Below are 20807 nucleotides of genomic sequence, written 5' to 3'. Positions count from 1 at the left end.
CCTAGAGCGGCCCGAAGCGGTAGCCGAAGCCCCGCACCGTCTGTATGTAGCGGGGGCCGCGGGCGGGGTCCTCGACCTTGTGGCGCAGCCGCCGGACGCAGGCGTCCACGAGCCGGGCGTCGGCGTGGTAGCTGTGCTCCCACACGCTCTCCAGCAGTTGCTGGCGGGAGAAGACCTGTTCCGGGGCGGCCGACAGGTGGAGCAGGAGCTTGAGCTCGCTGGGGGCGAGGGGCAGTCGTTCGCCGTTCTTGGCGACGGTCAGTCCGGCGCGGTCGACGGTGAGCTCGCCGTGGTGTTCGGTCCCCAGGCGGCCGAGGGGGTCGGGGCGGCGGCGCAGGACGGCGCGGGCGCGGGCCTCGATGATCTCGGTGCGGGCGGGTTTGACGATGTAGTCGTCGGCCCCGGCCTCCAGGCCGACGACGATGTCGAAGTCGTCGCCGCGCGCGGTGAGCATGATGATCGGGACCAGGCTGGTCTCGCGGATCCGGCGGCAGACCTGGACGCCGTTGATCCCGGGCAGCATCAGGTCGAGCAGGACGAGCTCGGGGTGGAAGGAGCCCGTCAGGGCGAGCCCTTCCTCCCCGGTGCCGGCGGCTCTGACCTCGTGGCCCCTGCGGCGCAGGCCGAGGGCGACTCCTTCCCGGATGGAAGGGTCGTCCTCGATCAGCAGTACGCGTGGCATCCGGTCCAGTATCCCAAGGTGTTCTGCCGCCTTTCCTCCCCCTATCGGCCGGTCTTGCGGCGCAGGGAGTCCAGCAGGTCGGTGATCTCGGCCAGGCGCAGGGGCCTGGCGAGGAGTACGACGACCAGGGCGAGCGCGGCGGTTCCCGCCCCGGCCGCGGCGAACGCGCCGAGTCCGTCGACGGCGCGGGCGGCGCCGTACCCGGCGGCGGCCGCGGGCAGGCAGGCCGCGAGGAGCCGCAGGTGGGTGCGCAGGGCGGTGGCGGTACGGGGGCCGGTGCGGGGGCCGAGCCGACGGGAGAGGACGCAGGCGGTGACGGTGGCGCCGCCCATGAAGGCGAGGGAGGTGGCGGCGGCCATGCCGGTGACGGCCCAGCGGGCGGGCAGCAGCAGGTAGGCGGAGCAGGAGAGCCCGGCGTTGAGGGCGACGACAACCAGGTTGAGGAGGAAGGGGGTGCGGGTGTCGGAGAGGGCGTAGAAGCCGCGGGCGAGCACGTACTGGGCGGAGTAGGCGACCAGGCCGGGGGCGAAGGCGACGAGCATGCCGGCCATGGCGGCGACCCCGTCGGCGGTGACCTCTCCGTATCCGGAGACGCAGTCCATCACCCAGGGGGCCAGCGCGGCGAAGAGCGCCGCCGCGGGCAGGACGAGGGCGGCGCTGGAGCGCAGGGCGTACGAGACGTCCTCGCGGACGGCGCCGAGGTCTCCCCCGGCCGCGGCCGAGCTCATCCGGGGCATGAGGGCCGTGACCAGGGAGACGGTGATGATGCCCTGCGGGACGACCCACAGCTGGTAGGCGCTGGTGTAGGCGGCGTAGCCGAATCCGGAGCCGCCCGGCGAGTCCTGGACGGTGGTGGAGAGCTTGGTCACCACCCAGTAGGCGAACTGGTTGGTGAGCACGAGCATGACCAGCCAGCCGGCGTTGCGCAGGGGGCGGGTGAGGCCGCTGCCGCGCCAGTCGAAGCGGGGGCGCCAGCGGAAGCGGGCGGCGCGCAGGGCGGGGACGAGGGCGAGGGCCTGGATGACGATGCCGGCGGTGGTGCCGAGGCCCAGCAGCCGGGTCTCGGCGGCGGTGAGGCCGCCCCGGCCGCCGCCGGAGGCGTGGAGGAAGAAGCCGAAGACGGCGATGACCACGAGGTTGTTGAGGACCGGGGTCCACATCATCGCGCCGAACCGGCCGCGGGCGTTCAGCACTTGGCCGAGGAGGGTGAACAGCCCGTAGAAGAGGATCTGGGGCAGGCACAGGCGCGCCAGGGCGACGACCGTGTCGCGCTGGGCGTCCGTGTACGAGGAGGGGGTGTAGGCGTCCACGACCAGCGGTGCGGCGAGGACGGCGACGGCGGTGAGCGCGAGGAGCGCCACGGTGCAGGCGGTCAGCAGCCGGTCGGTGTACGCGGCCCCGCCGTCCCGGTGGTCCTTGGCGGCGCGGACGAGCTCGGGGACGAAGACGGCGTTGAGCGCGCCCCCTATGAGCAGCATGTAGATGATGTTCGGGACCGTGTTGGCGACGGCGTAGCCGTCCCCGAGGAACGCGGTGCCCAGCGCGGCGAGGACCACGGCGGAGCGGATGAAGCCGGTGGCACGGGAGACGACGGAGCCGGCCGCCATCAGGGCGCCGCTGCGCAGCACCGAGGTCGTCGCCGGAGCCGCGGGCTCCGCTGCGGCGGGCCTGGTGTCGGTGGCTGTCACGTGCGGGCTCCCAGGGTTTCGGGTGTGCGGGGTCGAGGGTGGAGGGTACCTGGCGCCGGACGGCGGCCCCTCCCCCGGAATTCACTGGCGGAGGATGTCATTCGCCCTTTCCGCAGATCCGGAGGTCCTTTATCCGGATCCAGCACGACTTTCGGCCAAGGCCGTGAGAACCGGTCACCGGGCCCTGCCGACGGCGAATGTGACCGTATGGCAACCGTTTCGCTGCGGCTCATGTCACAACGGCACGGACAGGCTTTTCCGAGGAAAGCGCAACCTAAGGTCGTCCCGTTCACTCCTTCCTTGTGGACGATCAATGCTTCGGAGGGGTTTTCCTTGAGCCGCACACGCCGTACCGCACTTCCGCGCCGCCGGGTCCGCCACGCGGCGCTCGCCGGCACCGCGCTGCTGGCCGCCGCGCTGACCGCCTGTTCGGGCGGCTCCGGCGGCGGTGCGGACGGCGGCGCCAAGGCGGACGCGAAGAACAAGCCGGCCATGGCCGTCTCGGTGAACCTGACGGGCGACCAGGTCAAGGCGGGTGAGCCCGTCAAGGTGACCATCGCCGACGGCAAGCTGGCGCAGGTGAAGGTGACGGACGGCAAGGGCGGGGAGCTCGCCGGGCAGATCGCCGCCGACGGCAGGACCTGGACCTCGGGCCGGGGCGCCGCGCCCAACACCGAGTACAAGGTCGAGGCGCAGAACACCGACAGCCAGAACGCGGGCACGCAGTTCAAGACCTCGGCCGCCGACAAGGTGAACAAGGTCTCCATCAACATCCCGAAGGGCAGCACGGTCGGGGTCGCGATGCCCGTCTCCCTCGTCTTCGACAATCCGGTGAAGAACAAGGCCGAGGTCGAGAAGCAGCTGAAGGTGACCACCTCGAACAACACCGAGGGGTCCTGGGGCTGGTTCAAGGACTATTCCGGCAACGACCGGGTGGACTGGCGGCCGAAGGACTACTGGAAGTCCGGCACCGACGTGAAGGTGGAGATGAACCTGAACGGCGTGGACTCCGGCGCGGGCGGCGGTCTCTTCGCCCGCGACTACAGCACGGAGTTCAAGATAGGCAAGGACCGCCGGATGGAGGTGAGCCTCGACACCAAGAAGATGTCGATCACCGAGGACGGCCAGGTCGTCAGGACCGTCCCGGTGTCGGCGGGCACTCCGGGCGGCCAGAAGGCCTCCTGGTCCGGGAAGATGGTGCTGATGGCCAAGGAGGGCACCATCCGGATGGACTCCCAGACGGTGGGCCTGGGCGACGCCTACGACAAGATGGTCGACTACTCGATGCGCCTGACCTGGTCGGGCATGTATGTGCACGCCGCCCCCTGGAACGCGGCCAACTTCGGCAGCGCCAACACCAGTTCCGGCTGCGTGGGCATGAGCGACGCCAACGCCAAGGCCGTCTACGAGCAGGTGCAGGCCGGCGACCTCCTCGAAGTGGTCGGCCACGGCTCCAAGGGCACCGCCGACGTCGGCAACGGCTACGGCGAGTGGAACCTGACCTGGGACCAGTGGAAGGCCAAGAGCGCCCTGGCCGGCGGCGCCCCCCAGGCGGGCTGACCCCGGGCTCACCCCGGGCCGGTGCGGACCGGAACGGACGGGGACGGACAGGGGCGGACGGGGACGGGTGCCCCAGGTCCTGACGTTCCACCAATTGTTACCGCTACGTAACTTACTCGTGGGTTACCTTGAGTAAGCCCTTCCCGTTACCGTCGGTTCACTTTCGGACACCGGCGCACGCGAGGAGCGTTCGATGAGAGCCCGCCCCCACACCGCAGCGGCCACGGCCGCCCTGATCGCGGCGACCGCCCTGGGTCTGGCCCCCCACCAGGCCCAGGCGGCACCCGTCGCCGCCCCGCAGACGTCCGGACGGCAGTCCTCCGACGTCCGCTTCCACGACATCCCCGGCTCCGGCGGGATCACCCTCAAGGGCAACGTCTTCACCCCGGCCGGCGCCGAGCCCGGCCGGACGTACCCGCTGATCGTGCTCCCCACCAGCTGGGGTCTGCCGCAGGTCGAGTACCTCGCCCAGGCCAGGCAGCTCGCCGACTCCGGCTACACCGTGGTCAGTTACACCTCGCGCGGGTTCTGGCTCTCGGGCGGCCAGATCGAGACGGCCGGACCCGCCGACATCGCCGACGTCTCCGCCGTCATCGACTGGGCCCTGGCCCACACCCCCGCCGACCCCGCCCGTGTGGGCCTGGGCGGGGTCTCCTACGGCGCGGGCATCAGCCTGCTCGCCTCCGCGCACGACCCCCGGATCAAGGCCGTGGTCGCGCTCAGCGGCTGGGCCGACCTCATCGAGTCCATCTACTCCGGCCGCACCCAGCACCTCCAGGCGGCCGGGCTGCTGGGCGCGACCGGCTACCTCACCGGCCGCCCCGGGCCCGAACTCCAGCAGGTCCTCGGCGACTTCCTCGGCTCCAGACTGGAGAACGAGCAGGCGATGATCGAGTGGGGCAGGAAGCGCTCCGCCTCCGAACAGGTCGACCGGATCAACGCCAACGGCGCCGCCGTCATGCTGGGCAACGCCTGGGGCGACACCGTCTTCCCGCCCAACCAGTACGCGGACTTCTTCGCGAAGCTCACCGGCCCCAAGCGCCTGGAGTTCCGCCCCGGGGACCACGCCACCGCCGAGGCCACCGGCCTGTTCGGCCTGCCCAACGACACCTGGACCAACGCCCACCGCTGGTTCGACCGCTACCTCAAGGGCGAGCGCAACGGGGTGGACACCGAGGCCCCCGTCCAGATCAAGTCCCGCAGCACCGGCGGCTACGAGGGCTACGCCGACTGGAAGTCGGTCGGCTCCGGCGGCCGCGAGGTGCTCCCCCTCGCCGACAGCGAGCACGTGTGGGCCAACGTCGACTCCGGCGCCGACGGCGGGATCGTCCTCCTCTCCAGCGTCCTCGACCAGTTCGCCAAGGCGCCCCCGGTCGCCTCCATCCCCCTGCTCCCCCGCGCCTTCGCCGCCGTCTGGCAGTCCCCGCGCTACGAGCGGGAGCGCCGCGTGCGCGGCACCGTCCGCCTGCACACCACCGTCACGCCCACCAAGGGCGACGGGACCTTCGTCGCCTACCTGTACGACGTCGGCCCGCTCGGCGTCGGCAAGCTGGTCAGCAACGCCCCGTACACCTTCCACGGGAAGGCCCCCGGCCAGTCGTTCGGGGTGGACCTGGACCTCTTCTCCACCGCCTACGACGTGCCCGCGGGCCACCGGCTGGCCCTCGTCGTCGACACGGTCGACCCGCTCTACATCGAACACAACCCGGCCGGCGCGCAGCTGACCTTCTCCTCGCCGCGCACCGACCCCTCCTACGTCTCGGTGCCGCTGCGCGAGGGGTGACCGGCGGGCCCCGGCGGCTACCGTCCCGGCAGCACGGTGCCCGGTTCGGCGGGAGCGACCACGACGGCCCTGGTCTTGAGGCTGCGCCGCTCCCGCCGGGCCACCCAGGTGGCGAACCAGGACAGCAGCATGCACATCCCGATGTAGATCGGCGAGATGATCATCACGACGGGGATGAACGGCAGGCCGTAGTCGAGGTTCGAGGCGATCAGCTTGCCCGCGTGGAGGAACTCCTCGTAGGTGATCAGGTAGCCGAGCGAGGTGTCCTTCAGGGCCACCACGAGCTGGCTGATGATCGTGGGCAGCATCGCCCGGACCGCCTGTGGGGCCAGGACGAAGACCATCACCTGCGTCTTGCGCATGCCGAGCGCGTACGCCGCCTCGCGCTGCCCCCGCTCCACCGAGTCGATCCCGGTGCGGAAGACCTCGGCCAGCACCGAGCCGTTGTACAGGGTCAGCCCCGCCACCAGCGCGGGCAGCGGCTGCACCTTCAGCGCGACGAAGATGAAGAAGATCATCACCAGCACCGGCATGGCCCGGAAGAACTCCACGCAGAGCGTCGCCGGCCAGCGCGCGGCCCGGTGCACCGAGAGCCGGCCGGCGGCCAGCACCGCGCCGAGCGCCAGCGAGAGCACCGAGGCGTACAGGAAGGCCCTGAGGGTGTTGCCCAGGCCGCGGACCAGCAGTTCCTGGATGCCCTTGTAGGTGAAGGGGCTCCACTTGGCCGCGGTGAACTGGTGGGTGTCGAAGAGCAGGTAGAGGATCCAGGCGAGCAGGCCGAGGATCACCACCGTCGAGACGATCCCGTAGACGAAGTGGCGGTGCAGGGTCTTCGGGCCCGGCAGGTCGTAGAGGGCGGTGGACTCCTGGTCCCCGTGCAGCGTGTGCGCGGTCATCGGACGACTCCGTAGCGCTTCTCCAGCACGTGGAAGAGCGCGCTGATGGACAGGGTGATGATCAGGTAGCCCACGGCGATCCAGACGAAGGTCCAGACGATGTTGTAGCCCATCTCGTTGAGCGGCTTGTAGGTGCCCAGCAGCTCGGTGACGCTGAAGGCCCCGGCGATGGCCGAGTTCTTGGCGAGGGCGATCAGCGTCGAGCCGATGGGCGGGATGACGGAACGGAAGGCCTGCGGCAGCACGACCGTGCCCAGGGTCTGCCGGAAGTCCATCCCCAGGCTGCGGGCGGCCTCCCCCTGCCCCTTGGGCACGGTGTTGATGCCCGAGCGCAGCACCTCGCAGATGAAGGCCGAGGTGTAGCAGCCGAGGGTGAGGACGGCGAAGACCTGGAAGGGCAGGACCAGCCCAAAGCGCGGCAGCCCCAGCAGCACGGCGAAGAAGAGCAGGGTGAGCGGGGTGTTGCGCAGCACGTTCACCCAGACCGTGCCGAAGACCCGGAAGGATCCGACGGGCGCGACGCGGAAGGCGGCCATCAGGAAGCCCAGCACCAGGGCGAGGAGGGAGGAGTAGACCGTGAGCTCGACGGTGCCGAGGAAGCCCTTGCCGTAGAGCGCGAAGTTCTCGGTGAGTACGTCCATGGTGGTGCGCTCTCCCCTCAGCCCGCGGGGTAGCGGTCGATGGCGGGCGGTCGGGGGGCCGGCCGGCCGGAGAGGCCGAGGGTGGCCTCGTAGGCCTTCTTCCAGTCGCCGTTCGCCTCGTGCGCGGCCAGGGCGTCGTCGATGGCGAGGCGCAGGGCGGTGTCGGAGCGCGGGACGCCGACGCCGTACGGCTCCTTGGAGAAGGGCCGGCCGACGACCTCGAGTTCCTCGGGGGCCTTGGCGGCATAGCCGAGGAGGATCGAGTCGTCGGTGGAGACCGCGTCGACCTGGTAGGTCAGCAGGTTGTCCACGCAGACCGCGTAGGTGTCGTAGGCGACGAGCACGGCCTCGGGGTGGTCGCTCTGGAGGCGCTGGTACGGGGTGGAGCCGGCGGCCGAGCAGACCCGTTTGCCGGCGAGGTCCTCGGGGCCCTTGATGTCCTTCTCGCCCCGGCGGACCAGCAGGGACTGGCCGGCCATGAAGTAGGGCCCGGCGAAGCCGACCTGCTTCTTGCGCTTGTCGTTGATGGTGTAGGTGCCCACGTAGTAGTCGATCTGTCCGTTCTGGAGGGCGGTCTCGCGGTTGGCGGAGGAGATCGTCTTGAACTCGATCGTCTTGGGGTCGAAGCCGAGCGAGGCGGAGATCATCCTGGCGATCTCGATGTCGAAGCCGGAGTAGGTGCCGGTGGCGGGGTCCTTCGACCCCATGTACGGCTGGTCCTCCTTGGCCCCGACCACCAGGTGGCCGCGCTTCCTCGCCCTCTCCCAGGTGGGCGACGCGGGCAGCTGGAATCCGGTATCCACCCGGTAGACGGGCAGGTCCTCGGGCTGCGGCCCCTTGACCGGGGGGCTGCCGCTCCTGCCGCAGCCGCAGACGGCCGCGAGCAGGGCGAGGACCAGGGCGAGCGTGCGCAGGACGTGCTTCATCGGGGCCGCCCCTCAGTGCTTGAGGATCTTGGAGAGGAAGTCCCGGGCCCGCTCGCTCTCGGGGGCGGAGAAGAACTCCTCCGGGGTCCGGTCCTCGACGATCCTGCCGTCGGCCATGAAGACGACGCGGTTCGCGGCGGAGCGGGCGAAGCCCATCTCGTGCGTGACCACGACCATCGTCATGCCCTCGGCGGCGAGCTGCTGCATCACCTCCAGGACCTCGTTGATCATCTCGGGGTCGAGGGCGGAGGTGGGCTCGTCGAAGAGCAGGGCCTTGGGGTTCATGGCCAGGGCGCGGGCGATGGCCACGCGCTGCTGCTGTCCGCCGGAGAGCTGGGCGGGGAGCTTGTCGGCCTGGCTCGCCAGACCGACCCGGTCCAGGAGCTCCCGGGAGCGCTTGTCGGCCTCCTCCTTCCCGCGCTTCCTGACCTTGATCTGGGCGAGGGAGACGTTGGCGAGGACGGTCTTGTGCGCGAAGAGGTTGAAGGACTGGAAGACCATGCCGACCTCGGCGCGCAGCCGCGCCAGCTCCTTGCCCTCGGCGGGCAGCGGGCGGCCGTCCAGGAGGATCTCGCCGGAGCCGATGGTCTCCAGGCGGTTGATGGTCCGGCAGAGGGTGGACTTGCCGGAGCCGGAGGGGCCGATGACCACCACGACCTCGCCGCGGCCGACGGTGAGGTCGATGTCCTGGAGGACGTGCAGATTCCCGTAGTGCTTGTTGACGCCCCGCAGCTCGATCAACGGTTCGACGGCCATACGCTGCCCTGCCCCTTTGTGGGTGTGTCGAGGTCAGCGCAAACTATCCAGCCGTCGAAGGGCACTTCACCTCGACACGCCCGAAAGGTACATAAAGCACATGAGGCTGTCGGCGGGCCGGTCCGGTCATCCTTCGGAGGCCTCGGCGTAGGCCTGGCTGAGCTCGGGGGAACCGGTCATCGCCCAGGACACCCCCGACCCGACCACGTCGAGCTCCCGCCCCGACGCCAGCCGGAGCACGGGCCGGCCGTTGGGCCACACCTGCCAGCCGGTCCCCGGGACGGTCCGGACGATCACGGTCCCCAGGTAGAAGCCCGCGTCGGTGCCCAGCCAGGGGACCGCCTCGGGGTCGCGCCGCCAGCGGGGCATCAGCTGGTCGAGCGCCTCCAACGAGGCCGGGGTCCGGTCGAGTTCCAGACCCGCGGCCCTCGCGTGGTCGCGCAGCAGCTCGCACTCCGAGAACAGCTCGGCGATGCCCTCGGGATCGTCCGCGAGGGCGACGGCGACTCCCGCGGCCCCCCGTTCCGTCTCGTCCCGGTGCAGCCAGTTGGCCAGGAAGGGGATGCGCATACCGACCAGCCTGGCACCAGGATCCCCGGCCGGCCACAGGGCGCGCCCCGGTCCCGCGGCCTTCTACAGATCGAGGTCGACCACGACCGGCGCGTGGTCGGAGGCGCCCTTGCCCTTGCGCTCCTCGCGGTCGACGTAGGCGTCCTTGACCGCCTTCGCGAAGGGCTCGTTGCCGTACACCAGGTCGATGCGCATGCCCTTGTTCTTGGGGAAGCAGAGCTGGCGGTAGTCCCAGTACGTGTACGGGCGGTCGTACTTCAGGGGGCGCGGCACCACGTCGGAGAGGCCGGCGCCGCGCAGCGCCTCCAGGGCGGCCCGCTCGGCGGGGGTGACGTGGGTCAGCCCCTCGAAGACGGCCGGGTCGTAGACGTCCTCGTCGGTGGGGGCCACGTTGTAGTCGCCGAGGACCGCGAAGGGGCGCGGGCCGGCCGCGTCCTCGGCGACCGCGGCGGTCAGGGCGCGGAACCAGTCCAGCTTGTAGCCGTAGTGGTCGTGCTCGACCTCGCGGCCGTTGGGCACGTACACCGACCAGACGCGCACGCCGCCGCAGGTGGCGGAGACGGCGCGGGGCTCCTGGACGCCCTCGTAGTCCGGGCCGCCGGGGAGCCCGACGACGACGTCCTCCAGCCCCACGCGGGAGAGCAGGGCCACGCCGTTCCACCGGCCGGTGGCGTTGACGGCCGACTCGTAGCCCAGCTCGCGCAGCGCGTCGGCGGGAAACTGCTCGGCCGAGCACTTGGTCTCCTGGACGCAGAGCACGTCGGTGCCGGAGGCCTCCAGCCAGGCCAGCAGGCGGGGCAGCCGGGCGGTGATCGAGTTGACGTTGAACGTGGCGATACGCATGTCCACCAACCTACCGCCCGGCGCCGACAGTCAGAGGGTGGCGCTCTCGCCCGCCCCGAGCCGGCTGTGGGGGGCTCCGCCGAGGTTGTCCAGGGCCCCGTCGTAGATCGGCCGGGCGAGGTCGGCGAGGTAGGCGTCGTGGATGTCGATCGCCCGGCGCGGCTTGACCTCGCGGACGTAGTCGACCACTTCGGAGATCTTGTTCCAGGGGGCGTGCACCGGGAGCATCAGGGTGTCGACGGGGGCGTCCGGCACGGTGAGCGCGTCGCCGGGGTGGAAGAGGGAGCCGTCGACGAGGTAGCCCACGTTGGTGACGCGGGGGAGGTCCGGGTGGATCACGGCGTGCAGCTCGCCGTGGACCTGGACCTCGAACCCGGCGGCGGTGAAGGTGTCGCCGTGGCCGACGGTGTGCACCCGGCCCGGGTAGGCGGCGGCCATCCGCTCGGCGACGCTGCGCAGGGTCCACAGGGCGGCGGCCGGGTTGGCCTCCAGGGCGGCGCGCAGCCGGCCCTCGTCGAAGTGGTCGGGATGCTCGTGGGTGACCAGCAGGGCGTCCGCCCCGAGGCCCGCGTCCGGTTCGCTGAAGACGCCCGGGTCGATGACGAGCGTGTGCCCGTCCTTCTCCAACTGGACGCAGGAGTGCAGCCGTTTGGTGAGCTTCATGATCCCCACCCTATGCCGGACCTCCTAGGGAACGGTGGTGGAGACGACGTAGACGCGGGGGGCCCGGGGGTTGGCGAAGTCGACGGTGACGTCCCGGGTGGGGCGCGGGTCCCGGGCCTCCAGGGTGACGCCGGACCACTGGTGCCGGGGGCTCCAGCTCCAGCCCGCGACGTGGGCGTCGCGCTCGGAGATCGAGACCCCGGGGGTCAGCGCCGCGCGGCTGGTGCCGACGTCGGCGAGGAAGGTGTCCAGCTGCTGCGGGGTGACCTGGAACTGGACGTACAGCCGGCTGGTGTGCCAGTTGTTGGTCTCCAGGTAGCCCACGGACGAGGCCATCAGCGGGATCGGCACCTCGTAGATGCTGCGCTGCACCTTGGAGGGCCAGTCCGGGCGCACCTTGACGGCGCCGACCCGGGCGGCCTTGTCCCTGCCGCTCTCGCGGCTCTGCTGGGCCGAGATGAAGAGGTAGCCGGCCGGGACGCCGACGAGGAGCAGGATGATGAGCGCCGTGACCCAGCGGCGGCGTACGGTGCTGCGCCGCTCCTCGGCGGTGGGGGGCCGGCCGCCGCCCGCCTCGGGGGAGGAGGCCTGGCGGGGCAAGGTGGGCGGTGTCACTGCTGTTCCTGCTCCTCGGGGGCGGCGCCGGCGCGGCGCCCGGACTGCGCGTAGCGCTCGTACCGCTCGACGCGCCTGCGCGTGGCGCGCCGGAAGCGGCGGGCGACGAGCCGGGCGAGGTCGGCGGCGCCGACCATGCCCGCCTCGGGGCCCAGCTCGGCCTTGGCGATGCGGGCCTCGGGGCGGTAGCCGCGGCCGGTGAGGTGGCGCCGGAAGGCGTCCCGGGCGGGGCCGATGAGGAGGTCGTCGGCGGCGCTGACCCCGCCGCCGATGACGAAGCAGGAGGGGTCGAGGGCGGCGGCGAGGTTGGCGATGCCGACGCCGAGCCACTGGCCGATGTCCTGGAGGAGCTCGACGCACATGGCGTCGCCCTCGCGGGCCAGCTCGGTGATGAGGGGCCCGGTGATCTCGTGGACGTTGCCGCCGACCCTGGCGATGATGTTGTGGGCGACCGGGGAGTCGGCGGCGGCCAGCTCGCGGGCCTCGCGCACCAGGGCGTTGCCGGAGCTGTACTGCTCCCAGCAGCCGCGGTTGCCGCAGGGGCAGCGGTGTCCGCCGGGGACGACCTGCATGTGGCCGAACTCGCCGGCCACCCCGTAGCGGCCCCGCTTGACCTGGCCGCCCTCCAGGATGGCCCCGCCGATGCCGGTGCCGAGCGTGATCATGACGAGGTGGTCCTCGCCGCGGCCGGCGCCGAAGCGCCACTCGGCCCAGGCGGCCGTGTTGGCGTCGTTGTCCACCATGACGGGGACCGCGAGGCGCCCCTGGAGGGCGTCGCGCAGCGGCTCGTCCCGCCAGGCGAGGTGGGGGGCGAACAGCACGCGGGACCGGTCGGCGTCGACCCAGCCGGCCGCTCCGATGCCCACCGCGTGCACGTCGTGCCGGTCGGAGAGGTCGAGGACCAGCTCGACGATGGTGTCCTCGACGACCTTGGGGCTCTTGGACTTGTCCGGGGTCTCGGTGCGGATCCTCTCCAGGATGTTCCCGTCGGCGTCGACGACGCCGGCCATCACCTTGGTGCCGCCGATGTCGATGCCCACGGTCGGGACGCGGGGGGCGGTCAGGTGCGACCGGCGCTCACGGGTCCCGATGGTCCGCAGGACGGTGCCTCGCGCCGACCCGCGGTGGGCGAGCGAGAAGTCCCGGTAGGTGCTCATCGAGTCGTGTCGTCCCTGTCGGAGGCGGTGGCGGGGGCGGTCCCGGACGGGGTGTCCCGTCCTGATTCTGCCACCCGCTGCAGTTCGTGGCTCAGCTCCTCCAGCTCGGAGCCCCCGGCCATCTGCCGGGTGAGCTCGTCGAGGGAGATCGAGTCGCGGGTGTGGCTGCCCGCCATGGCGCCGCGCTTGAGGAGGACGAAACGGTCGCCGACCAGGTGGGCGTGGTGCGGGTTGTGGGTGATGAGGACCACGCCGAGTCCGGCGTCGCGGGCGGCGGCGACGTACTTGAGGACCACGCCGGACTGCTTGACGCCGAGGGCGGCGGTGGGCTCGTCCAGGACGAGGACCTTGGCGCCGAAGTAGACGGCGCGGGCGATGGCCACGCACTGGCGCTCGCCGCCGGACAGGGTGCCGATCGGCTGGTCCACGTCGCGCAGGTCGATGCCCATGCGCAGCAGCTCGGTACGGGTGGTCTCGCGCATGAGGGCCACGTCGAGGCGGCGCAGCGGGCCGCGTCCGCGGGTGGGCTCGGAGCCCAGGAAGAAGTTCCGCCAGACCGGCATCAGGGGGACGACGGCGAGGTCCTGGTAGACGGTGGCGATGCCGCGGTCGAGGGCCGCGCGCGGGTTGGCCAGCTCGGTCGGGACGCCCTCGATCTCGAAGGTGCCGGCGTCGTGCCGGTGCAGCCCTGCGATGATCTTGATGAGGGTGGACTTGCCGGCGCCGTTGTCGCCCAGGACGCAGGTGATCTCGCCGGCCGAGACCTCCAGGGAGACGTCCTGGAGGGCGCGGATGTTTCCGTAGTACTTGCTGACGCCGGTCAGCTTCACCAGGGGCGCGCTCATGCCCGTGCCTCCGCCCGCTTGCGGACCCACGCGTTGAGCAGCGTGGCGAGCAGCAGCATGGCCCCGAGGAAGAACTTGAACCAGTCCGGGTTCCACTGGGCGTAGACGATGCCGTTGCTGGCCATGCCGAAGATGAACGCGCCGACGGCCGCGCCGATCGCCGAGCCGTAGCCGCCGGTCATCAGGCAGCCGCCGATGACGGCCGCGATGATGTAGAGGAACTCGTTGCCGACGCCCTCTCCGGACTGGACGACGTCGAAGGAGAAGAGGATGTGCTGCCCGGAGATCCAGGCGCACAGCGCGACGCCCATGTAGAGGCCGATGCGGGTCTTGACGACCGGGACGCCGGTGGCACGGGCCGCGTCGGCGCCGCCGCCCACGGCGAAGATCCAGTTGCCGGCGCGGGTGCGCAGCAGGATCCAGGTGGCGACGGCGACCAGGGCCAGCCACCACAGGATGGTGACCTTGAGGGTGACCGAGCCGACGTTCCACTGGGAGGCGAAGAGCGCCCGGGCCGAGGGGAAGCCCTCCATGTCGGCTATGGACTTGGTGGAGACGGTTCCGCTGATCAGCTTGGTGAAGCCGAGGTTCAGGCCGGTCAGCATGAGGAAGGTGCCGAGCGTGATGATGAAGCTGGGCAGCCCGGTGCGGGTCAGCAGGAACCCGTTGAAGAAGCCGATGCCCAGGGTGACCAGCAGGGAGACGCCGACGCCGACCCATACGTTGGCGGTCATCTGGTAGCTGAACATCGAGGCGACCAGCGCCGAGGTGGTCACCATGACGCCGGCGGAGAGGTCGAACTCGCCGCCGATCATCAGCAGGGCGACCGGGACGGCCATGATCCCGATGGTGGAGGCCGAGTAGAGGACCGTGCTGAGGCTGGAGGCCTGCAGGAAGCTGTCCGCGGCGAAGGAGAAGAAGACGAAGACGGCGGCGGCGCCGACGACCGCGCCCAGCTCGGGGCGGGCCAGCAGCCTGCGCAGGTGCGAGACGGGCGCGAGCCGCTCGTCGGCGGGCGGGGCGGCGGCGCTCATCGGGTGCCCCGCTTGATGTACGACTCCAGTGCGGCGGCCTCCGCGGCGGTGACGATCTGCGGACCGGTCAGCACCGGGCGGCCGCCGCCGAGCACGTCCGCGTTGTAGCGGTGCAGCCACAGCAGGTCCACGGCCTCGTACCCCTGGAGGTAGGGCTGCTGGTCCACGGCGAAGCCCAGGGCGCCGGACTTCAGGTCGCGGGCGACGGACGCGTTGAGGTCGAAGGTGTCCACCTCGGCCTTGCTGCCCGCGGCCTCCTTCGCCTTGACGGCGGTGGGGGCGAAGGGGGCGCCCAGGGTGAGGATGCCGTCGACGGTGGGGTCCGCCTGGAGCTTGGCCTGGACGGAGGCCTGGACGGAGGGCATGTTGGTGCCCTCGACGTAGAGGTTCTCCATGCTGCCGCCGAAGGTCTTCTTCGCCCCGGCGCAGCGCTGCTCGTGGCCGACGTTGCCCTGTTCGTGCAGGACGCAGACGGCCTTCTTCAGGCCCCGCCTGGTCATCTCGGTGCCGACGGCCTCGCCGGCGATCTCCTCGTCCTGGCCGATGTGGGCCAGGGCCCCGTACTCGGCGGACTGGGCGGAGCCGGAGTTGACCGTGATCACGGGGATGCCCGCCTTCACGGCCTTGCCGACGACGTCCTTGAGGGCATCGGGCTTGGCGAGGCTGACGATGATCCCGTCGACCTTCTGGTCGATGGCGTTCTGGACGAACTGGGCCTGCTGCTGCGCCTGGTCGTCGTGCGAGTAGACGAAGTTGATGTTGTCCTTGGCGGCCGCCTCCTTGGCGCCCTTCTGCACGATGTCCCAGAAGGTGTCCCCGTCGCCCGCGTGCGTGACCATCGCGAAGGTCCAGCGCGGTGTGGACACGGCGGGGCGGCCCGCCTCCGCGGCCTTCGCCCGTTCCTCGGCACGCTTGCCACCCGTGCTGCTGCAGCCCGCGAGGGAGGCCCCCAGTACCGCCGCGAGCACGGCGCCGACGACGCGTACCCCTGTCCGAACCCTAGCCACGTCCCCGTGCCCTTCCCTCGTCCGTCATGAATCGGTCATTTCCGGTGTCAGCCGCCCAGTATCCGCCACAGTGGACCCTGCGGGGTCATCGGGGCGGGGGCGGGCGGATTGACAGGTCCCCTGTACGGGGTCACGTTGAGTGCATGCGCATCGGGCTCATCGGAACGGGCCGGATCGGGTCCTTCCACGCGGCCGCGCTGGCGCGCCACCGGGACGCCGGCTCGCTGCTGCTGGCCGACGCCGAGCCGGGGCGGGCCGCGCGGCTCGCGGACCGGCTGGGCGCCACCGCCGCCCCCTCCGTCGACCAGGTCTTCACCTGGGGCGTGGACGCGCTGGTCGTGGCCTGCTCCACCGAGGGGCACGCCGGTCTCGTGGTACGGGCCGCGCGCGGCGGGCTGCCGGTGTTCTGCGAAAAACCGCTGGCCCCGGACCTGGCGCGGACCCTGGCGGTGCTGCGCGAGGTGGGCGCCGTCGGGGGGCTGCTCCAGGTGGGCTTCATGCGCCGCTTCGACGCCGGGTACCGGACCGCGCGGGAGCTGGTCCGCTCGGGCGCCCTGGGGCGGCTGCACACCGTCCGCACGATGACGGCCGACCCGGCGCCGCCGCCCGCCGCCTACCTCGCCGCCTCCGGGGGCCTGTACCGGGACTGCCTGGTGCACGACTTCGACATGGCGCGCTGGGTGACCGGGCGGGAGGTCACCGAGGTCTACGCGACCGGTTCGGACGCGGGGCCGGCCCTGTTCCGCGCGGCCGGCGACGTCGACACGGCGGCGGCCGTCCTCACCCTGGACGACGGCACCCTGGTCACCAGCACCGGCACGCGCTGCAACGGCGCCGGGTACGACGTGCGGATGGAGCTCGCCGGGGAGCTGGACCAGGTCTCCTGCGGGCTGGACGACCGGACCCCGATCGCCTCGACGGAGCCGCACGGGCCGCCCCCGGCGAGCAAGCCGTGGACCGGCTTCCTGGAGCGGTTCGCCCCCGCCTACGAGGCCGAGCTGGCGGCCTTCGTCCGGCTGGTGCGCGGCGAGGGGGCCAACCCCTGCGACGGCCGGGAGGCACTGGCGGCGTTCCGGGTCGCGGAGGCGTGCGAGCTCTCGCGCCGGGAGCGGCGCCCGGTGCGCCTGGAGGAGCTCGCGGACCTGTGAGGCCCGGCGGGGGCCGCGCGGCGCGGCGGACGGGGGAAGGGGCACGGGCGGCGGCTACCGGCGCGCCGGCGGCCGGGCGCCGCGGGGGTCCGCCGCGGGGTCCGTGTCGCTCGCGCTGGCGTCCGGTCGGGGCATGCAGTCAGACTAATGCCGGGCCGGGCGCCGGAACCGGCGGATTCCGGCCGCTCGGCCGAGGTCATCCGGCCATGGCGCGGCGGCCCCAGGCGGTGCCGCCGAGGACGAGCGCCGCGCCCGCGAGCCCGGCCGGGCCGAGGTGTTCGCCGCCGAGGGCGATACCGGCGGCCGCCGCCCACAGCGGTTCGGTGCCGAGCAGCAGGCTGACCCGGGAGGGCGAGGAGCGGCGTACGGCCCACATCTGTACGAAGAAGGCGAAGAGCGTGCAGAACACGGAGAGGAAGGCGAGGCCCGCCCACTGCGCGGGGCCGAACGCGAGGGCGGTGGCCCACGGACTGCCGCCGGTGCCGGGCAGGGCGGCCAGCAGGGCGAAGACCAGGACCGCGCCGCCGAGTTGGACGGTGGTGAGCGAGAGGGAGTCGGCGCCCCGGACCGCCTCGGTCCGGGCCATCAGCAGGACGTGCAGGGTGCGGGCGAGGGCCGCGCCGAGGATCAGCAGGTCGCCGGCGCCCGGGGCGGTGAAGCCGGCGCCCTGGGTGAGCAGGACGACCCCGGCGACGGAGACGGCGGCGGCCGCGAGGAAGGACCCCGAGGGGGCCGTGCGCCGTACGGCGGACTCGGCGAGCGGGGTGAAGATCATGGTCAGGCTGATGATCAGCCCGGCGTTGGTGGCCGAGGTGTGCACCACCCCGTAGGTCTCCAGCAGGAAGATCCCGCCGAGGACCAGGCCCAGCAGCCCGGCGCCGCGCAGCTGGGCGGCGCTCAGCGCCCGCAGCCGCCGCCGTCCGGCGAGGACGAGGACGGGCAGGACGAGGGCGAAGCGCAGGACGAGGACCGCGACGACGGTGTCGGCGGCGGTGATGCCCTTGGCCGCGAGGTAGCTGCCGCCCCAGACGACGGCGACGAGGAGGACGGGCAGGTCCCCGAGCCGGGCCCGGCGGGGGGCGAGGGCGGGGGCGGGGGCGGCGAGGCTGGACACCGGGGCGGCTCCGACGGCGGGGAGGGGGTGGAGACGTCGGCGGCTCGCACGGGTGCGGGCCCACGGTAACCGAGTCGATCTTGCCGGTCGAGCGTGCGCCGGCCGCCGCCGCGCCCGCCGTGCCGAGGCGGCCTCCGCCCCGGCACGGCCGCTCAGTCGGCGAAGGAGCCGAAGGTGGCCCGGCCCGTCGGGCGGTAGGTCTGGATGGCCGTGCCGCGCTCGGTGGTGCGCGAGGAGAGCAGCTCGAAGGCCGTGGGCAGGCCTCCAGTGGGGAACAGGCGGCGGCCCGCGCCCAGGAAGACCGGGAAGACCAGCAGGTTCAGCTCCTCGACGAGGTCCCGGGCGAGCAGCCACTGCGCCAGCTGCCCGCTGCCGTGCACCTGGAACTCCCCCTCGGTCGCGTCCTTGGCCCGGACGATCTCCGCCTGGAGGTGTTCGCCGTCCAGGACCGTGGCCGGGCCCCAGGCGGGCTCCTTGAGGGTGGTGGAGGCGACGTACTTGGGCAGCCGGTTGAGCCCGCCCGCGACCGGGTCGGCGGGGTCGTCGTGGTGCGGCCAGTACGAGGCGAAGATCTCGTACGTGCGCCGGCCCAGCAGGAAGGCCCCGGCCCGGCCGAAGAGCCCGGTCACGAACTCCCCCATGCCCTGGTCGGCGAAGGGGACGAGCCAGCCGCCGTAGGCGAACCCGCCGCTGGTGTCCTCCTCGGGCCCGCCGGGGGCCTGCATCACCCCGTCGAGGGTCAGGAAGGTGGTGAGGGTCAGCTTTCCCATGGCTCCGCGCTCCTTGCCGTGCGATGTGCGTCCGTTTCCCTGCACCCGTTCAGACTCGCGCCCGCCCCGGAACTCGTCGGTGCGGCGCGCGTGAACGCGAGGTCGGATTCCCGCCAGCGCCACCGGCCCCCTCGCGATTTGATTGAACTCGCAACCAAACAGCTCTCGGAGGGAACGGACATGAACGGCAACACGGTGGCCCTGGTGACGGGCGGCAGCCGGGGGATCGGGGCCGCCACCGCGCTGCGGCTGGCCGAGGACGGCTTCGACGTCGCGGTGACCTACGTCGACGGGGCCGCGGCGGCGGCCGGGGTCGTCGGCGGGATCGAGGCGCTCGGGCGCCGGGGCCTGGCGGTACGCGCCGACGCGGGCTCCGCCGAGGGCCCGCAGGAGGCGGTGGAGGAGGTCGTACGCGCCTTCGGCCGGCTCGACGTGCTGGTCAACAGCGCCGGCGTCGGAGTGCTGGGCCCGGTGGAGACACTCACCCTCGCGGACGTGGACCGGGTCCTCGCGGTCAACGTCCGGGGAGCCTTCCTCACGGCCCGGGCCGCGGGCGCGCACCTGGGCCCCGGCGGGCGGATCATCAGCGTCGGCAGCTGCATGACCCAGCGGGTGCCGGGCCCGGGCGGGACCCTGTACGCGACGAGCAAGGCGGCCCTGACCGGGCTGACGAAGGCCCTCGCACGGGAGCTCGGCGGGCGCGGGATCACCGCCAACCTGGTCCACCCCGGCCCGACGGACACCGACATGAACCCGGCCGACGGCCCGTACGCGGACGGTCAGCGCGCGCTGACCGCGCTGGGCCGCTTCGCCGCCGCGGACGAGGTGGCCGCGATGGTCTCCTTCCTCGCCGGTCCGGACTCCCGGTACGTCACGGGCGCGGAGTTCTCCGTGGACGGCGGGCACGCCGCCTAGAGGCGCACACGCCGACGGGCCCCGGGGGTGTCGGCCCCCGGGACGGTCGGCGGGCGGAACGGACTCAGCCGCCCAGCTCCTGGTGGCGGGCGGCGTGCGCGGCCGCGCCCGCCTCCGTCAGCGAACCGAACAGGCGCAGGCGGGAGAAGCCGCCGTCCGGGAAGATGTCGATCCGTACGTGGGTGCCGACCGCCGGGGCGTCCAGGACGAAGCGGTGGTTGGTGTCGGGCTGCAGGCGGGTGCGCGGCAGGAACTCCGTCCACTCGCCCTCCTCGCCCGTCCTGACCGACAGCGAGGCCCAGCCGGCCGAGTTGCCCTTGAGGTAGGCGGTGTCGATCTCGACGGCGCGGATCTCGGACTCGGCCACGAGCTGGTAGCGGATCCAGTCGTTGCCGTTGTCACGGCGGCGGGCGGTCTCCCAGCCGTCGTCCATCTTGCGGGAGCGGCCCGGGTTGATGGTGTTGGTCGGCGGGGAGTAGAAGCGGTCGGAGGCGTCCTGGACGGAGCCGCCGTTCTCCAGGGCGACGACGTCGAAGGTGCCCAGCACGGCCAGCCACTTCGGGTCGGGGCGGACCTCGCCGTAGACGCGCAGGCGGGCGATGCCGCCGTCCGGGTGCTGGTTGAGGCGCAGGTGTGTGAAGCGCTGCTCGACGTTCACCTCGAAGCCGTTGGCCGCGTGGCCGCCGACCGGGGTGCGCTCGACGAGGGTCGTCCACTTGACGTCGTCGGAGAGCAGCTCCTCCGCGGTCGGGGAGCCCTCGACCGCGGCTCCCTGGATGGACACGGCCTGCGGCATGTTGCCGCGGAAGTGGGCGGTGTCGACGACGATGCCGCGGATGACGCCGGGGGCGCCGAGGCGGATCAGGGCGAAGTCGTGGTCCTCGGCGGTCGGCCAGGGCTGCTCGGCGGAGACGCCGCGGCGGCGGCGGGTCTCCCAGCCGTCCATGATCTTGCCCTTGTGGCCGAAGTGCTCGGGGTCGAAGTGCGCGGCCTCGGCGATCAGCAGGTTCTCGCGCTGGGCGAAGAACTCGTCGTTGGCGGCGATCACACCGGCGCCCAGCTCGCGCGCGGCGAGGTTGGCGTACCGGGTGAACCCGAACTCCGCGGAGCGGTAGTCCGCGTACGGGTCGCCGCCCCCGTACGGGTTCGCGTTACCGGTGAAGGAGGCCGGTCCAGTTGAACGCTGTGCCACTG

The 20807-nt window shown here is 72.3% G+C and carries 21 protein-coding genes; 4 read left to right on the top strand and 17 right to left on the bottom strand.

What is annotated here, in order from left to right; genetic code table 11:
* Position 1: 1 nt before the first annotated feature.
* Together ACFY15_RS13700 and murJ are read right to left on the bottom strand one after the other, a co-directional pair.
* Positions 2-682, bottom strand: a complete 681-nt coding sequence (locus tag ACFY15_RS13700; RefSeq protein ID WP_390689387.1) for a response regulator — start codon at positions 680-682, stop codon at positions 2-4.
* A gap of 41 nt (positions 683-723) precedes the next feature.
* Positions 724-2370 (bottom strand): murein biosynthesis integral membrane protein MurJ, encoded by a 1647-nt coding sequence (gene murJ, locus ACFY15_RS13695; protein ID WP_390689386.1) that lies wholly within the window; start codon positions 2368-2370, stop codon positions 724-726.
* 333 nt (positions 2371-2703) lie between these two features.
* On the opposite strand from murJ, the gene ACFY15_RS13690 reads away from it, so the two are divergent.
* Positions 2704-3930, top strand: coding sequence for an Ig-like domain-containing protein (locus ACFY15_RS13690; protein WP_390689385.1), 1227 nt, complete (start codon positions 2704-2706; stop codon positions 3928-3930).
* Between the two features lie 193 nt (positions 3931-4123).
* Entirely contained in the window at positions 4124-5713 is a 1590-nt protein-coding gene (locus ACFY15_RS13685) for an alpha/beta fold hydrolase (RefSeq protein ID WP_390689384.1), read from the top strand.
* A 17-nt stretch (positions 5714-5730) separates the two neighbouring features.
* Here the strand turns inward: ACFY15_RS13685 and ACFY15_RS13680 are convergent, their stop codons facing one another.
* From ACFY15_RS13680 to ACFY15_RS13625, 12 genes are all read right to left on the bottom strand, one after another.
* Complete coding sequence (locus tag ACFY15_RS13680) at positions 5731-6609, bottom strand: amino acid ABC transporter permease (protein ID WP_390689383.1); 879 nt, start codon at positions 6607-6609, stop codon at positions 5731-5733.
* A complete protein-coding gene (locus tag ACFY15_RS13675) occupies positions 6606-7250 on the bottom strand; it encodes an amino acid ABC transporter permease (protein ID WP_366452929.1) in 645 nt (214 codons plus the stop codon). The genes ACFY15_RS13680 and ACFY15_RS13675 overlap by 4 nt, the downstream gene beginning before the upstream one ends.
* Positions 7251-7267: 17 nt before the next feature.
* Entirely contained in the window at positions 7268-8176 is a 909-nt protein-coding gene (locus ACFY15_RS13670) for a glutamate ABC transporter substrate-binding protein (RefSeq protein WP_390689382.1), read from the bottom strand.
* Between the two features lie 12 nt (positions 8177-8188).
* The gene (locus ACFY15_RS13665) at positions 8189-8932 is read right to left on the bottom strand and encodes an amino acid ABC transporter ATP-binding protein (protein ID WP_390689381.1); all 744 of its coding nucleotides are present in this window, start codon (positions 8930-8932) and stop codon (positions 8189-8191) included.
* A 126-nt stretch (positions 8933-9058) separates the two neighbouring features.
* Complete coding sequence (locus tag ACFY15_RS13660) at positions 9059-9502, bottom strand: DUF6278 family protein (protein WP_390689380.1); 444 nt, start codon at positions 9500-9502, stop codon at positions 9059-9061.
* A 63-nt stretch (positions 9503-9565) separates the two neighbouring features.
* Entirely contained in the window at positions 9566-10345 is a 780-nt protein-coding gene (locus tag ACFY15_RS13655) for an exodeoxyribonuclease III (protein ID WP_390689379.1), read from the bottom strand.
* Between the two features lie 30 nt (positions 10346-10375).
* Positions 10376-11008, bottom strand: a complete 633-nt coding sequence (locus tag ACFY15_RS13650) for an MBL fold metallo-hydrolase (protein WP_390825538.1) — start codon at positions 11006-11008, stop codon at positions 10376-10378.
* Positions 11009-11032: 24 nt separating this feature from the next.
* Entirely contained in the window at positions 11033-11623 is a 591-nt protein-coding gene (locus ACFY15_RS13645; RefSeq protein WP_390689377.1) for a hypothetical protein, read from the bottom strand.
* On the bottom strand, positions 11620-12780 hold the full coding sequence (locus ACFY15_RS13640) for an ROK family glucokinase (protein WP_390689376.1): 1161 nt from the start codon (positions 12778-12780) through the stop codon (positions 11620-11622). Before ACFY15_RS13640 ends, ACFY15_RS13645 begins: the two co-directional genes overlap by 4 nt.
* Positions 12777-13625 (bottom strand): ATP-binding cassette domain-containing protein, encoded by an 849-nt coding sequence (locus ACFY15_RS13635; protein WP_390689375.1) that lies wholly within the window; start codon positions 13623-13625, stop codon positions 12777-12779. The genes ACFY15_RS13640 and ACFY15_RS13635 overlap by 4 nt, the downstream gene beginning before the upstream one ends.
* On the bottom strand, positions 13622-14659 hold the full coding sequence (locus tag ACFY15_RS13630; RefSeq protein ID WP_390689374.1) for an ABC transporter permease: 1038 nt from the start codon (positions 14657-14659) through the stop codon (positions 13622-13624). The genes ACFY15_RS13635 and ACFY15_RS13630 overlap by 4 nt, the downstream gene beginning before the upstream one ends.
* Entirely contained in the window at positions 14656-15666 is a 1011-nt protein-coding gene (locus tag ACFY15_RS13625) for a sugar ABC transporter substrate-binding protein (protein ID WP_390689373.1), read from the bottom strand. Before ACFY15_RS13625 ends, ACFY15_RS13630 begins: the two co-directional genes overlap by 4 nt.
* 143 nt (positions 15667-15809) lie before the next feature.
* On the opposite strand from ACFY15_RS13625, the gene ACFY15_RS13620 reads away from it, so the two are divergent.
* Positions 15810-16814, top strand: coding sequence for a Gfo/Idh/MocA family oxidoreductase (locus tag ACFY15_RS13620; RefSeq protein ID WP_390689372.1), 1005 nt, complete (start codon positions 15810-15812; stop codon positions 16812-16814).
* Positions 16815-17010: 196 nt separating this feature from the next.
* On the opposite strand, the gene ACFY15_RS13615 is transcribed toward ACFY15_RS13620, so the two are convergent.
* Together ACFY15_RS13615 and ACFY15_RS13610 are read right to left on the bottom strand one after the other, a co-directional pair.
* Positions 17011-17928: a DMT family transporter gene (locus ACFY15_RS13615; protein ID WP_390825537.1), complete on the bottom strand. Its 918-nt coding sequence runs from the start codon at positions 17926-17928 to the stop codon at positions 17011-17013.
* A 152-nt stretch (positions 17929-18080) separates the two neighbouring features.
* Positions 18081-18698 (bottom strand): dihydrofolate reductase family protein, encoded by a 618-nt coding sequence (locus ACFY15_RS13610; RefSeq protein WP_390689370.1) that lies wholly within the window; start codon positions 18696-18698, stop codon positions 18081-18083.
* A gap of 180 nt (positions 18699-18878) precedes the next feature.
* Here ACFY15_RS13610 and ACFY15_RS13605 point away from each other — a divergent pair, with 180 nt between their 5' ends.
* Positions 18879-19613: an SDR family NAD(P)-dependent oxidoreductase gene (locus tag ACFY15_RS13605; RefSeq protein ID WP_390689369.1), complete on the top strand. Its 735-nt coding sequence runs from the start codon at positions 18879-18881 to the stop codon at positions 19611-19613.
* A gap of 64 nt (positions 19614-19677) precedes the next feature.
* Here the strand turns inward: ACFY15_RS13605 and alc are convergent, their stop codons facing one another.
* The gene (gene alc, locus ACFY15_RS13600; RefSeq protein WP_390689368.1) at positions 19678-20805 is read right to left on the bottom strand and encodes an allantoicase; all 1128 of its coding nucleotides are present in this window, start codon (positions 20803-20805) and stop codon (positions 19678-19680) included.
* Positions 20806-20807 lie beyond the last annotated feature (2 nt).

The organism is Streptomyces sp. NPDC001373, from assembly GCF_042895815.1.
Taxonomy (GTDB): domain Bacteria; phylum Actinomycetota; class Actinomycetes; order Streptomycetales; family Streptomycetaceae; genus Streptomyces.
The sequence above is the reverse complement of the archived record's forward strand: the minus strand, read 5'-3'. Positions and strand labels throughout refer to the sequence as shown.